The 13,718-nt window shown below is 68.2% G+C and carries 15 protein-coding genes; 5 read left to right on the forward strand and 10 right to left on the reverse strand.

Annotated elements, in window-relative coordinates:
- Positions 1-39 precede the first annotated feature (39 nt).
- Positions 40-753 (reverse strand): pseudouridine synthase, encoded by a 714-nt coding sequence (locus C0541_RS17940; RefSeq protein WP_115050656.1) that lies wholly within the window; start codon positions 751-753, stop codon positions 40-42.
- Positions 750-1,817, reverse strand: coding sequence for a class I SAM-dependent methyltransferase (locus tag C0541_RS17945; RefSeq protein WP_115050658.1), 1,068 nt, complete (start codon positions 1,815-1,817; stop codon positions 750-752). Before C0541_RS17945 ends, C0541_RS17940 begins: the two co-directional genes overlap by 4 nt.
- A 225-nt stretch (positions 1,818-2,042) precedes the next feature.
- Here C0541_RS17945 and C0541_RS17950 point away from each other — a divergent pair, with 225 nt between their 5' ends.
- Positions 2,043-2,303, forward strand: a complete 261-nt coding sequence (locus tag C0541_RS17950; protein ID WP_115050660.1) for a hypothetical protein — start codon at positions 2,043-2,045, stop codon at positions 2,301-2,303.
- A gap of 89 nt (positions 2,304-2,392) precedes the next feature.
- Here C0541_RS17950 and C0541_RS17955 read toward each other — a convergent pair whose 3' ends face one another.
- The 5 genes from C0541_RS17955 to C0541_RS17975 all read right to left on the reverse strand — a co-directional run bounded on the left by C0541_RS17955 (position 2,393) and on the right by C0541_RS17975 (position 7,115).
- On the reverse strand, positions 2,393-3,727 hold the full coding sequence (locus tag C0541_RS17955) for a PQQ-dependent sugar dehydrogenase (protein WP_115050662.1): 1,335 nt from the start codon (positions 3,725-3,727) through the stop codon (positions 2,393-2,395).
- 87 nt (positions 3,728-3,814) lie between these two features.
- Positions 3,815-4,123, reverse strand: a complete 309-nt coding sequence (locus C0541_RS17960; RefSeq protein WP_115050664.1) for a DUF3247 family protein — start codon at positions 4,121-4,123, stop codon at positions 3,815-3,817.
- A 127-nt stretch (positions 4,124-4,250) separates the two neighbouring features.
- Positions 4,251-6,284 (reverse strand): hybrid sensor histidine kinase/response regulator, encoded by a 2,034-nt coding sequence (locus C0541_RS17965; RefSeq protein ID WP_161960183.1) that lies wholly within the window; start codon positions 6,282-6,284, stop codon positions 4,251-4,253.
- Positions 6,285-6,391: 107 nt separating this feature from the next.
- Positions 6,392-6,682, reverse strand: coding sequence for a hypothetical protein (locus C0541_RS17970; RefSeq protein WP_115050666.1), 291 nt, complete (start codon positions 6,680-6,682; stop codon positions 6,392-6,394).
- Entirely contained in the window at positions 6,669-7,115 is a 447-nt protein-coding gene (locus tag C0541_RS17975; RefSeq protein WP_161960147.1) for a hypothetical protein, read from the reverse strand. Before C0541_RS17975 ends, C0541_RS17970 begins: the two co-directional genes overlap by 14 nt.
- A 249-nt stretch (positions 7,116-7,364) precedes the next feature.
- Here C0541_RS17975 and C0541_RS17980 point away from each other — a divergent pair, with 249 nt between their 5' ends.
- Positions 7,365-7,940 carry a DUF3016 domain-containing protein gene (locus C0541_RS17980; protein WP_115050670.1) on the forward strand — a complete coding sequence of 192 codons (576 nt, stop codon included), beginning with the start codon at positions 7,365-7,367 and terminating at the stop codon, positions 7,938-7,940.
- 180 nt (positions 7,941-8,120) lie between these two features.
- On the opposite strand, the gene alr is transcribed toward C0541_RS17980, so the two are convergent.
- Both alr and C0541_RS17990 read right to left on the reverse strand, forming a co-directional pair.
- Positions 8,121-9,221: an alanine racemase gene (gene alr, locus C0541_RS17985; protein WP_115050672.1), complete on the reverse strand. Its 1,101-nt coding sequence runs from the start codon at positions 9,219-9,221 to the stop codon at positions 8,121-8,123.
- Positions 9,221-10,510 (reverse strand): D-amino acid dehydrogenase, encoded by a 1,290-nt coding sequence (locus tag C0541_RS17990; protein WP_115050674.1) that lies wholly within the window; start codon positions 10,508-10,510, stop codon positions 9,221-9,223. Before C0541_RS17990 ends, alr begins: the two co-directional genes overlap by 1 nt.
- 148 nt (positions 10,511-10,658) lie before the next feature.
- Between C0541_RS17990 and C0541_RS17995 the strand changes: the two genes are divergently transcribed.
- Entirely contained in the window at positions 10,659-11,138 is a 480-nt protein-coding gene (locus C0541_RS17995) for an Lrp/AsnC ligand binding domain-containing protein (protein ID WP_115050676.1), read from the forward strand.
- A 39-nt stretch (positions 11,139-11,177) separates the two neighbouring features.
- Here C0541_RS17995 and C0541_RS18000 read toward each other — a convergent pair whose 3' ends face one another.
- Positions 11,178-11,609 carry a hypothetical protein gene (locus tag C0541_RS18000; RefSeq protein WP_115050678.1) on the reverse strand — a complete coding sequence of 144 codons (432 nt, stop codon included), beginning with the start codon at positions 11,607-11,609 and terminating at the stop codon, positions 11,178-11,180.
- 367 nt (positions 11,610-11,976) lie between these two features.
- Here C0541_RS18000 and msrB point away from each other — a divergent pair, with 367 nt between their 5' ends.
- Positions 11,977-12,441 (forward strand): peptide-methionine (R)-S-oxide reductase MsrB, encoded by a 465-nt coding sequence (msrB, locus tag C0541_RS18005; protein WP_115050680.1) that lies wholly within the window; start codon positions 11,977-11,979, stop codon positions 12,439-12,441.
- Positions 12,442-12,857: 416 nt separating this feature from the next.
- On the forward strand, positions 12,858-13,712 hold the full coding sequence (motA, locus tag C0541_RS18010; protein WP_115050682.1) for a flagellar motor stator protein MotA: 855 nt from the start codon (positions 12,858-12,860) through the stop codon (positions 13,710-13,712).
- Positions 13,713-13,718: the final 6 nt, after the last annotated feature.

Consider the following 13,718-nt stretch of genomic DNA (forward strand, 5'->3'; position numbering starts at 1 on the left):
TGCCGGAATCTGCGCATGCGCAACCAGCGGCGGCGAGGCTCAGGCCTGCGCGTCGCGGCCGAACAACACCGCAAGATCCTCTGCCGCCAGCGTGCGCCATTGCCCGGACGGCAGGCCATCCAGCGACAAGCCACCGATGCGGCTGCGGTGCAAGGCCACCACGTGATTGCCGGCGGCAGCGAACATGCGCCGCACCTGGTGATAGCGGCCTTCGTGCAAGGTCAGGCGTGCCTGGCGTGGGCCGAGCACCTCCAGTTCGGCCGGCAGCAGCGGCTTGGTTTCGCCTTCCAGCAGGAGCGTGCCGCTGGCAAACAGCGCCGCTTCGTCGCCGCGCAGGTCCTCGGCCAGGGTGACGTCGTAGACCTTGTCCAGCGCCGACTTGGGCGAAATGATCCGATGCAGCAGCGCGCCGTCGTCGGTCATCAGCAGCATGCCGCTGGTCTCGCGATCCAGCCGCCCCACCGGCGCCAGCACCGGGGCGCGCGAGCGGAAGCGCGGCGGCAGCAGTTCGTAGATCAGCCGGCCGGTGTCCTTGGTCGAGCAGGTGTAGCCGCCGGGCTTGTGCAGCAACAGGCTCAGACCCGGTGGCGGATCCAGCGGCTCGCCATCGATGCGGATCGCATCGTGCTCCACCTGGTCGTCGGCATACAGCACCTCGCCGGCGGCGTCGGTGACCGCGCCCTGGCGAAACAGCTGGGTCACCTGCTTGCGGCTGCCGTAGCCGAGGTTGGCGATGTGCTTGACCAGCTTCATGCGCGCGCTCCGCGGCCGCGGATGGCGGAAATCAGCTTGAAGCCGTCGCGTTCGGCGGCCACGCGTACCTGCCCGAAGCTTTCGTTGAGCACGTGTTCGTAGGGCAGGTGCCGGTTGGCCACCAGCAGCAGTTGCCCACCCGGACGCAGCGCCTGCGCGGCCACGGCGATGAAGCGCTGACCGATATCCGGACGGTCGGCGCGCGAAGGCGTGTGGAACGGCGGGTTGCTGACGATGAAATCGTACTGCGCCACCAGGCCGGCGGTGACGTCGCGCCAGTGGTACTGCAGCTGCGCCGGATGCCCACTGCCCTGCAGATTCCGCTGCGCCAGGGTGAGTGCACGCGCCTCGGCCTCGTACAGGTCCAGCCCGGTGACCTTGGGGCAGCGCGCCAGCACCTCGGCCGACAGATAGCCAAAACCCGCGCCCAGGTCGGCACCGTGCCCGGCCAGCGTGCCCGGCAGGTGTTCGACCAGCAGCGCAGAGGCAGGATCGATGCGGTCCCAGGCGAACACACCGGGGCGGCTGACGAAGCGCCCGTCCAGGATCGGGCGCGGCGCATCCAGCGCGGCCCAGCGCGCCTGCAGCGCCGCATCGGTGTCGGCAGGCAGCGGCGGGCTCCAGTAGGTGCGGCAATGGTGCTTGGTCAGGCTGCCGGCCAGGCCGGTGAGCTGACGCAGGTCGGCCTCGCCCGAGCGCGCGCCCTCGTTGTTGGACTGGCAGGCCACCACCCGGCCGCCCGGCGCGGCCAGCGCCACTGCACGCGCAAACAACGCGCGCGCCTCCTCGCGTTGCCGCGGCGGCAGCACCAGCACCAGGGCGTAGCGGGTGCTGTCGGCTTCGATGGCGCCCTCTTCGCGCACACTCCAGCCATTGCGCTCCAGCGCCTCGGCGAACGGGCGAAAGCTCTGCTCGCAGGTCAGTGCGTCGGCCACCGCATGCGCGCGCAGCGGAAAGCCGTCGCGCGCGCGCAGGAACAGCACAGGGCCGCTGGGCCATGGCAGCACGCCCTGGGCAAAGGGCAGGAACAGGGCTTGAAGCGGAGCATCGTGCGGGCCAGCCATCGGATCATCGGGTCGGGAACAGGCGGCCATTGTAAGGGAGCCCTGCCTGCCGCCTGCCTCTGGCGCCCGCTCCGAGCTGGTTGACGCCCGCCCCGGGCTGGTTGGGGCAGGCATTCAATTGCGTGACCTACGGACGGCAACCCTTCCAATGTCTATACGGACTATTGATGCGCACGCAACATCCGCCCACCTAGGCTGGAATCACACCAATACCGGAGAGACGCGATGCGAGCCCTGTTCGTAGGTGGAGTGGTCGACAACAGCGAAATGGATCTGGATGACGCTCCGCCGCCGATGCATTATCCCGAGAACACCGGCGCCGGCCGGCCGCGTTATCGCCTGCACCAGGTGGGCGAGCGCGACGACGGCAGCGTGGCGTATGCGGTGTATGGCGCGCCGGAGATGGCCGATGACGACATCAGCCGGATCACCGAAGAACGTGGCTATGCGCGACGTTTCAGCGCCTCGCCGGAATCGCCGCGCTGAGCGCTGCGGCGCGACACCGCGCACGGCTGCCGGCGGCACATGAAAAAAACCGGGCATGGCCCGGTTTTTTTCATGCTTGAACGCCTGGATCAGCGCGTCTTGGGAGTCCCCCGCCAGATCACATTGCCGACGTCGTCGGCCACCAGCAGCGCGCCTGTATTGTCGGGGCTCACGCCCACCGGGCGCCCCTGTGCATTGCCTTCGGCATCCAGAAAACCGTCCAGCACGGTGATCGGCGTGCCGCTGGGCTTGCCGTCGACAAACGGCACGAACAGCACCTTGTAGCCGCTGGGCGGATCGCGGTTCCACGAGCCATGCTGGCCGATGAAGGCGCCCTGCCGGAAGCGCTCCGGCAGCAGGCTTCCGCTGGCAAAGCTCAGGCCGAGCGAGGCGGTATGCGGGCCCAGCGCGTAGTCGGGCTTGAGCGCCTTGGCCACCAGCTCGGGATTCTGCGGCTTGACCCGCTCGTCCACATGCTGGCCGTAGTAGCTGTACGGCCAGCCATAAAAGCCGCCGTCGCGCACCGAGGTCAGGTAATCGGGTACCAGATCGCTGCCGATCTCGTCGCGCTCGTTGACCACCACCCACAGCGACTTGCTCTGCGGCTCCCAGGCGATACCGACCGGATTGCGCAGGCCGCTGGCGAACACGCGGCTGCTGCCGGTTGTCGGGTCGATCTCCAGGATCGCGGCGCGGTTGAGTTCGGCCTCCATGCCGTTTTCGGCCACGTTGCTGTTGGAGCCGACGCCGACATACAGCTTGCTGCCGTCGGCGCTGGCCAGCAGCGACTTGGTCCAGTGGTGATTCAACCCGCCGGGCAGATTGGCCACGAAGGTCGGCTTGGCGGTGATATGCGTCTCGCCGGGCTTGTACGGAAAGCTCACCAGCGCATCGGCATTGGCCACGTAGAAACGATCGCCGACCAAGGCCATGCCGAACGGCGAGAACAGGCCGCTGATGAACTGGGTGCGCACTTCGGCCACGCCATCGCCATCGACATCGCGCAGCAGGGTGATGCGGTTGGCGCTGGGCACCACCGCGCCGGCCTTGCTCATCATCGCGCCTTGCACCTTCTTGCGAATGCCGCCGCCCTTGGCCTCTTCCGGCTTGGGCGGCTCGGCGGTCTCGGCCACCAGCACGTCGCCGTTCGGCAGCACATAGATCCAGCGCGGGTGATCCAGATCGCGCGCGAACGCGGCAACCTGCAGGTCGTCTGCGGCGATCGGCTTGGCGTTCTCGGTCCAGCGCTTGACCGGCGCCACCTTGACGGTGGGGATCAGGCGTTTGACCGGATCGGGCAGCTGCGGGTTCGGCCCGGTCCCCTGTTCGATGGCAAGCGTGGCGGTATCGCCGCAGGCGGCGAGGGCGGCGACGGCCAGTAACGACAGCGGCCAGCGGGCGAGCTTCAACGCGGGTGCATTCATTGCGCGATTGATCCTGAACAGTTGCGACGATCGGCCATCATGCCGTTACCGCCCCCCCGAGAAGTAAACACATCGTCAATGCGTGGCTCAGGTGCCGGCCTGGGGATCGCCACCCGGCGGCAAGGGATGCACGGCCACGATGCGGTCCATCCAGATCCAGTGCGGCTCCTGCGCGGCGTCCAGCTGGTCGATGCGCAGCTGGCCGTTGAGTCCTTCGCGCTGCTGGTCGTCCAGATAGGTCTGGATACTCGGGCGCACCGCGACGGTGCCGCTGATCGTGCTGCCATCGTCGAGCTCGACGCGCACGCGCTCCTGGCCGCCGAGCAGCGATACCCAGTGCTCGAGCGTGGCGATCTGCACCTGTTCCGAATAGACGTGCGGGGCGTACTTGGACATGGCGTCATCTCCATCGAAGGGATGCATCACGCTAGGCCACACGCCGTGAAAGAGGCAGCAAACAGCGCTCATCAGCTGGTTGCGGAGCTGTCGCCGCGGCAGCGCGACATCAGATCCGCCTTCGGCCTCACTCCACCGATTCGCGCGCCGCGCGCACCGCGGTGACCAGCTGGGCGACGCTGTAGGGCTTGGCCAGATGTTCCTGGAAGCCGGAGTCCAGCGCGCGCTTGCGGTCGTCGTCGCGTGCCAGCGCGGTCACTGCCACGGCCGGCAGCGCCGCCGCGTCCAGCCCCAGGTTGTCGCGCACGGTGCGGATCAGCCCGTAGCCGTCCATGCCCGGCATGCCGATGTCGGTCAGCATCAGATCGAAGCGTGCGTGGCCGCGATGATCGATCAACGCCAGCGCGTCGGTGGCGCTGCCGGCGGTGACCACTTCGGCGCCCTGCTCTTCCAGCAGGCGGCGCAGGTAGTCGAGCATGTCCGGCTGGTCTTCCACCGCCAGCAGGCGTAGGCCGTTGAGCGCACGCGCTTCGATGATCTGTTCGGACATCAGCCGCCGACGCAGCTCGCGCCGCGGACGCCTGGCCTGGTCGGGAACATGCTCGGGCAGGCGCACCGTGAACGTGGCGCCCTTGCCGCGCCCGCCACTGGTGGCGCTGACCTGGCCGCCATGCATTTCCACCAGCTGCTGCACGATCGCCAGTCCCAGGCCCAGGCCGCCGTGCTGGCGCGTGGTGGTGCCGTCGGCCTGACGAAAGCGGCCGAACAGGTGCGGCAGGAATTCGGCAGCAATGCCGTCGCCCGAATCGCGCACCGACACCAGCAGGTGGCCGTCGTCGCGTTCGATGGTGACGTCGATGCGGCCATGCGCCGGAGTGAACTTGATCGCGTTGGACAGCAGATTCCACAGCACCTGCTGCAGCCGCGTGGCATCGCCGAGCACCAGGCACGGCGTCGACGGGGCATGCACCTCCAGCACCTGGTCCTTGCCCTCGGCCGCCAGCTCCTGGGTGTTCAAGGCCTCGCGCACCTGCTCGGCCAGGTCCAGCGACTCGACCTCCAGCTGCACCTTGCCCAGCAACATGCTGCTGAGGTCGAGCATGTCCGAGATCAGGCGTTTCTGCGCACGGGCGCTGCTGGCGATCACCGACAGGCCCTTGTAGTTGGGATGGCCTTCCTCCACCCGCTGCAGCAACAACTCGCTCCAGCCCAGGATGGTGGTCAGCGGCGTGCGCAGTTCATGCGACAGGGTGGCCAGGAACTCGTCCTTCAGCCGCGCCATGCTCTCGGCTTCGTTGCGTGCGCTGCGCTCGGATTCGAGCAGTTGCTCGCGCGCCAGTTCGATCTCGCGCTGCTCGGTCACGTCCGGGCTGCTGCCGGCCAGGCCGATGAAACGCCCGTCGGCCGAATAGCGCGGCGTGGCGGTCATCTCGATCCAGCGCCACTGTCCGTCATGGCGGCGCGCACGCACCAGTGCGTGCAGGCCGCGCTGTTCCTCCAGCGCCGTGGCGAGTTCGAACTGGAAGATCGACAGGTCGTCCGGATGCAGCAACTCGCTCCAGGCCGACACCGTGCCGCTGGAGATGTCGATGCCGAAGAATTCACCATAGGCGCTGTTGACGAAGCGCACCACGCCCTGTGCGTCCAGTACCCAGACCGGCATTGGCAGGCCATCGGCCAGGGCGCTGAAGCGGGCCTCGCTCTCGGCCAGCTCACGCTCCACCCGCTTGCGCTCGGTGATGTCCATGAACAGCACCGCCACCCGCGCCTGCTCCGGTTGCCCGACCCGGAACGCATCCACCGAATACCAGCGCCGCAGCGCCTTGGCCTGCATTTCGAAATGGATGCGGTTGCCGGTGCGGGCCACATGGCCGTAGCGGTCGAACCACTCCTGCTCGTGGCCGGCCAGCAGGCCGCGAATGGAGACGTTCAGGACGTTGGACAGGCCGGTATAGCGCTCGAACGCGCCGTTGGTCATGCGAATCACGTAATCGACGGCCTGGTCGCCATCGAATACCAGATCGATGACGCAGAACCCCGCGTCCAGGTTATGGAAGATCTCGTGGTACATCCCCGGGTCGAGGAACGGCTCGGCGGGTGCTGCCGGGAAACCGGTGGCCAGATCGGGACTGGTGGTCGAGGTGCTCAAATCGGGATCCAGGGGTGATGCCAGGGCGGATGACGAGCAGATGAAACCACGCCCGGTGTCGTCAGCGGGTGCACAGCCGGCCAGCCCGGTTCACATGCGTGCGGCCGGCTTCCCGGCGATCACCACAGCAGCGCCGCGCTCAGGGCGATGCCTGCCGCCAGCACCACGATCCCGGCGATCACGCCGCGGAACACCCACTCGCCTTCGCGGCGCAACTGCTCGTCCATCCAGCGCTGCGCTTCTTCGCGCCAGGCGGTGGAGCGTGCGTACTCGGCGTCCAGCAACAACAACCGGACCCGCGACAGTCCAAGCCTGGCACATTCGCTGCGGCAGCGCTCGCTGAAACCATCCTCGCCGCTGGCGACCTGTGCGCCCAGCGGCAGCTGCAATTCGAATTCATGCCTGGACATAACGGGGACGCTCCTGATCAAGCTCGTGTTCCAGCGCCATCCGCGCCAGTTGGGTGTAATTGGCACGCGGGCCCTGGCCCCGGCCGGTGAGCATTCCCTGGTAATCCAGGTCCTGCCAGACCCGTCCGGTCCACTCCACGCAATCCTCGGCAATCACCAGCATCAGCGAGTAGCGGTACTCCAGCCCGCTGGCCGCGGTGTAGGCGTAGACCGGCGGAAACTGCACCGCCACATCGCCCTGGCGCGCCAACGCGGCCAGGTGCTCGCGCAGCGCCTCGCGCGGCGAGGCCCCCGGCGCCAGGCGCAGCGTGCGCGTCGCCAGATCCAGGTCCACATCGCTTTGCAGTGCGACGAAGGCGGCGGCCCCGGTGGCGGGGTTGTGGCCGTGCTGCTTCGCCCAGTCGATGAACTGCAGGCGCACGTCCGACGGCATGTGTGCCGGCGCCGAAGAGGCTGATTTTGTGCGGAAAGAGTGGGTGTCCATGCTGGCGATCTTCCCGGCTGCGCCGTGAAGCGCAGGCGCAGGCGCAGTGAACCCGCCGTCATGGCGACAATGCCGCGGATTAACCGCGTGGCAATGGCGCGCCAGCCCTTGCGCGGCAAGCGTTGCCGGCGAGCGGGGGCGCCCCCACACTGCAGGTACGCCCGGTACTTCCACGTCCCTTCCGCTTGGAGACTTTCCATGAAACGTTCCAGCCTTTGCGGCGCCAGCCTGTTGCTGGCAGGACTGTTCGCGGCGACCGGCGCGCAGGCGGCTGTCCGCAACGTCACCGACCCGCAGGCGCCGCGCGCGCTGAGCGGCGACGGCAAGGTCGATGTGCGCTGGACCGACCCGGCGCAATTTTCCGAAGTGCGCTTCAGCGGCAACCGCTGGGAAGCGCAGCGCGGCGACTGGGTGACCCAGCTGGCGACCTATTTCCAGCAGAGCGCCGCGCGCAGGCTTCCGGACGGCCAGCGCCTGAGCGTGACCATCACCGACATCCGCCGCGCCGGCCAGTACGAGCCCTGGCACGGGCCGCGCATGCAGGACGTGCGCATCGTCAAGGACATCTACCCGCCGCGCCTGAGCTTCGACTACACGCTGACCGACGCCAACGGCCAGGTGCTCGACCAGGGCGCACGCAAGCTGGTGGATTCGGCATTCCTGATGAGCGGGCCGCGCCTGACCGACAGCGACCCGCTGCGCTTCGAAAAGGCGATGATCGACGACTGGGTGCGCAAGCAGTTCCGCGGCGATCGGAGCACGGCTGGCTTGTGACTGATTGGTGCTGGCCGCGCCAGAAAAGCAACTCGGCCTTGCGTGAAAACGGCGCGTCGCGACGCGCCGTTTTTATTCATGACGCGCAAGTGTATTCATGGCGCGCAAGGTGATTACGCATCCGCAATGCCATGAGGATCCCGTCGGGGCCCCTTCTCCCGGCGGGAGAAGGGACACACCTCACCGCGTGACTCCCTCGCCCACTGCCGGCTCGCCCACGTACACCCGCGGCACGCGCTTGAGTCCGCACAGCAACTGATACGCGCTGACATTGCACTGGCTTGCCAGCGGGCTCACGCGCGGCGCATCGCCCCATAGCTGCACAGGCGCACCAATGTCGGCCTGCGGGTGCTCGGTGAGATCCACGGTCAGCATGTCCATCGACACGCGGCCGATCAGCGGGCAGACCTGGCCATCCACCAGCACCGGCGTGCCGTTGGGGGCGAACTGCGGATAGCCGTCGGCATAGCCCATCGCCACCACGCCGACGCGGGTCGGCCGCTCGGCGACGAAGCGGGCGCCGTAGCCCACCGGCTCGCCGGCCGGCAGCTCGCGCACGGAGATGATGCGCGAGCGCAGCGTCATCACCGGGCGCAGCTGGGTGGTGAGCTCGGTGTCCTGCGGGAACGGGTTTGCGCCGTACAGCATCAGCCCCGGACGCGACCAGTCGTTGCGCAGCGCCGGCCAGCCGAGCAGGCCGGGGGAATTGCGGATGCTGGTTTCCGCGCGCATGCCGCCCGCGGTCAGCGCGAACGCCACCGCCTGCTCGTCGGTGCGGCTGCACTCCAGCTCGTCGGCGCGCGCCAGATGGGTCATCAGCACCAGCGAGGCAATCTGCGGCAAGCCGCGCAGGCGCAACCACGCCGCCCGGAAATCTTCCGGCGACAGGCCCAGCCGGTGCATGCCGCTGTCCAGCTTCAGCCACACCCGCAACGGACGCGGGCTCTGGAACTCGGCCAGCGCGCGCACCTGCTGCGGCGTGGCCACCACCGTCCACAGATCGTGCTCGGCAATCAGGCGCAGTTCGTCGTGTTCGAAGAACCCTTCCAGCAGCAGGATCGGCGCACGGATGCCGGCCTGACGCAGCTCCAGCGCCTCTTCGATGCAGGCCACCGCAAAGCCGTCGGCCTCGCCGTCCAGCGCCTGCGCGCAGCGCACCGCGCCGTGGCCGTAGGCATCGGCCTTGACCACCGCCAGGGCCTTGCTGCCGCCCAGGCGCCTGGCCAGGCGGTAGTTGTGACGCAATGCGTCCAGGTCGATCGACGCTTGCGCAGGACGCACTACGCGGCCTCCCGGTGCGTGCGCACGCTGCGTGGCGACAGGTAACGGAAGATGTCCAGGCCTTCGCTGTCGATGTCGGGCGTGCGGCCCTGCATCAGGTCGGCCAGGTAGCGGCCAGAGCCACAGGCCATGGTCCAGCCCAGGGTGCCGTGGCCGGTATTGAGGAACAGGTTGGCATACGGGGTTGCGCCGACCACCGGCGTGCCGTCCGGCGTGGCCGGGCGCAGGCCGGTCCAGAACTCGGCCTGGGCCAGGTCGCCGGCGCCGGGGAACAGGTCGTTGACCACCATCTCCAGGGTGGCGCGACGGCGCGGATTCAACGACAGGTCGAAGCCGGCCACCTCGGCCATGCCGCCGACGCGGATGCGCTCGTCGAAGCGGGTCAGCGCGATCTTGTAGCTCTCGTCCAGCACCGTGGAGGTCGGCGCGCGCTGCGCGTCCACGATCGGAATGGTCAGCGAGTAGCCCTTGAGCGGATACACCGGCAGATGCAGGCCGAGCGAGAGCAGCAGGTCGGCCGAATAGCTGCCCAGCGCCAGCACGTAGCGGTCGGCGGTCTCGATGCGGCCATCGATCTGCACGCCGGTGACGCGCCCGCCGGCGTGCTGCAGATGCTCGACCTGCTGGCCGTAGCGGAACTCCACCCCTGCCTGGGCGGCCAGGTCGGCCAGGCGCTGGGTGAACAGCCGGCAGTCGCCGGTCTGGTCTTCGGGCAGGCGCAAGGCACCGGCCATCTGCGTGCCACCGCCGGCCAGGCCAGGCTCGAACTGGGCGATCTGCGCCGGGGTCAGCAGCTCGTAGGGCACGCCGTACTGGGCCAGTACCTCGATGTCCTGCGCGGCGGCATCCAGCTGCTGCTGGGTGCGGAACAGCTGGGTGGTGCCGAGCTGGCGGCCTTCGAATTCGATGCCGGTGCTGGCACGCAATGCGTTCAGGCGATCGCGGCTGTAGTCGGACATGCGCACCATGCGCGCCTTGTTCACCGCATAGCGCTCGGCCGTGCAGTTGCGCAGCATCTGGCTGAGCCAGGCCAGCTGGCGCAGGTCGCGGGTGGGCCGGATCGACAGCGGTGCGTGCTGCTCGAACAGCCACTTCATCGCCTTGCCGGGCACGCCGGGCGCGGCCCATGGCGAGGTGTAGCCGAACGACAGCTGGCCGGCGTTGGCATAGCTGGTCTCCAGCGCCGCCGCCGGCTGGCGGTCGACCACGCTGACCTCGCAACCGGCCTGCGCCAGATACCAGGCCGTGGTGGTACCGATGACGCCGCTACCGAGAATGAGCACCCGCATGTCGTTCTCCTGGAAAGGGTATTCCCCCACAACCAGGCGCCGAGGGGGACAGTTAGACGCAGTATATTGCGAGCAAGGCAGTGCCATTTCTGGAATCAGGCCAGCCTGGCAGTGAATCCTCCTGTCAAACCCTGTGGAGACAGACCCAATGACCACCCGCACCCGCGAGCTGGACAAGATCGACCGCAAGATCCTGCGCATCCTGCAGCAGGAGGGGCGGATTTCCTTTACCGAACTGGGCGAGCGGGTGGGCCTGTCGACCACGCCCTGCACCGAGCGCGTACGCCGGCTGGAGCGCGATGGCGCCATCACCGGCTACTACGCGCGGCTGGACCCGCAGTATCTCAAGGCAAGCCTGCTGGTGTTCGTCGAGATCAGCCTGGCCTACAAGTCCGGCGACATCTTCGAGGAGTTCCGCCGCGCCGCGCTCAAGCTGCCCAACGTGCTGGAATGCCATCTGGTCTCGGGCGATTTCGACTACCTGCTCAAGGCGCGCATCAGCGAGATGGCGTCGTATCGCAAGCTGCTCGGCAGCACCTTGCTGACCATGCCGCATGTGCGCGAATCCAAGAGCTATATCGTGATGGAAGAGGTCAAGGAGACGTTGGCGTTGCCGATCGAGGGCTGAGATCTGGGATTCGGGAGTAGGGATTGGTAACCGCGCGGCTCAGCGCACCACGCGCATGCCGTCGCCGGCCGGGACGGCGTCGTAGTAGCGCCCGGTCCTGGTATCCAGCACCCGGTTGGCGCCGGCCGGCTGCATGCCCTGCAGCAAGCGGCCATTGCGGTCGTAGACCAGCGGCATGCTGGCTGGCGGAACCTGGCTGCCGGCCGGTGCCACCGGCGTCTGCGCCGGGCCACGGGTCGGGATGGTGCGGGCGGACGGGCGTTGGCCGAGTTGCGAGGGCAGCGGAGCCGCGGCCGGCGCCGGTTGCATTGCGCGCGGCGCGGTCAGCGCGGGCCGGGCAGGCGCCGGGGGGGTGATCGGTTGCAGCGTATTGGACGCGCGCGTGGTGGTGGCCGATTGCGCCGCCGCCGCACCGGCAGCAGCCAGCAGGCCACACAGCAGCAGCCCGCGCATCGAGGAAGGGATCGCCATGACGGACACCGTGCTTGATCGAGGAGTACCGACTGGATGGGGGCGCCGGCGTGCTGCGGCAATGCGGGAGATTGGCTGCGGGATGAACGCGTTCGCGAGGTGAGCGCGGCGCGAAAGCATCCTTCTCCCAGCGGGAGAAGGTGGCGCGCAGCGCCGGATGAGGGTGCGTGCAACGCCTGGCAATCAGTACGGGGCCATGGCCTCGCCGCCGTACCCTCGGCCCAACCCCGCTCCGCGCCCCGGCCTGCGCCAGCGGCGCCCCGGCGGAAGAGGGGCTTGGTCCCCCGCACGCTTGAACCACGCCGACGCTGCCCACATCACGGGTACAGGCGCGGCACCCCTGCCAGCGCGCGCACGCGAGAGTCCCATGAGCCAGTTCGATCTGACCCCTCCCTCCCCTGCCCAGCGCGATGCCCTGATCGCCGGGCTCAGCGACGAGGAACAGCGCGTGCTGCTGCACCACGGCACCGAAGCGCCGTTCTGCGGGGTGTTCCTGGACAACAAGCTCGACGGCGTCTACACCTGCCGCCTGTGCGGCTTGCCGCTGTTCCGCTCCAGCGCCAAGTTCGACTCCGGTACCGGCTGGCCGAGCTTCTTCGCCCCGTACGATGCCGCCCACGTGCGCGAGATCCGCGACACCAGCTACGGCATGATCCGCACCGAGATCGTCTGCGCGCGCTGCGACAGCCACCTGGGCCACGTCTTCCCCGACGGCCCGCCGCCGACCGGCGAGCGCCACTGCCTGAACTCGGTCTCGCTGGGGTTTACCGAAAACGGCCAGGCCCTGCCCAACCCCTTGCAGCGCGAGGGCGCCGAGGCGCAACCGGCCTGAGCGGGGTACCGGCGTCCGGCCCGGGATGATTCGTGCCGGACGCCGTCGCGCGTTTGCCGGGCCTTCTCATGCGTGGACCGGCACGCACTGCCGCATCGCTGGCGCCGTGCGGCGACCGCGACCAGGCATTGATCCCGACCGGTAGCAAAGTGCGATGCACCTGAGCCGGGCTGCGCCGGCACATACGGCAGACACTGCCTGGGCCAGGCAGGTGGCACCGGGAGTCCGCTCGATCACGGGCTGCAACTGCCCCGGAACCGCCCGGCGCAGGCAGCGCCACCGCCGCAGGCCTGCCACGTGAAGACCTGTGTCTCCCGCTGATTGTTCAGCTACACCGCACAGCTTCACGCTGCGCGCTTCAAGAATCCGCCGCGCAAGCCGAAACAACAGCAACCCTGTTTGCTTCTGGCTGCGCCATGCTCATCATCATCGGCTTCATCGTCGTCATCGTCAGCGTCCTCGGCGGCTATGTGCTGTCGCACGGCAAGCTGGGCGCGCTCTGGCAGCCGTACGAGCTGATGATCATCGGTGGCGCGGCGCTGGGCGCGTTCCTGGTCAGCACGCCGGGCAAGATCGTCAAGGAAACGCTCACCGGCATCATGGGCGTGTTCAAGGGCCCGCAGTACAAGTCCGACGACTACAAGGACACGCTGAGCCTGGTCTACGAGCTGTTGAACAAGGCGCGCCGCGACGGCTTCATGGCGCTGGAAGACCATGTCGAGAAGCCGCAGGACAGCACCATCTTCGGCAACTATCCCAAGGTGGTGGCCGACCATCACCTGCTGGACTTCATCACCGACTGCCTGCGCCTGATGATCGGCAGCAACATCGAGCCGCACGAACTGGAGCCGCTGCTCGAACTGGAACTGGAGAAGCATCATCACGAAGCCCTGGCGCCGGCGCATGCGCTGAGCAAGGTGTCCGACGGCCTGCCCGGCTTCGGCATCGTGGCCGCGGTGCTCGGCATCGTGATCACCATGGGTTCGATCGGCGGGCCGATCGAGGAGATCGGCCACCACGTGGGCGCCGCGCTGGTGGGCACCTTCCTCGGCATCCTGCTGGCGTATGGCTTCGTGTCGCCGTTGTCGGCGGCGATGGAAGCGCGCGCCGAGCAGGACGGGCGCATCTACGAAGCGGTCAAGACCGCGCTGCTGGCCTGCCTGCGTGGCTACAACCCGAAGATTGCGCTGGAATTCGCCCGCAAGACGCTGCCCTCCAACGTGCGTCCGAGCTTTGCGGATTTCGAAACGCACCTGAAGACGATCAAGTAGGACCGC

Source organism: Xanthomonas arboricola (assembly GCF_003353015.1).
In the GTDB taxonomy this organism is placed as follows: Bacteria; Pseudomonadota; Gammaproteobacteria; order Xanthomonadales; family Xanthomonadaceae; genus Xanthomonas; species Xanthomonas arboricola_E.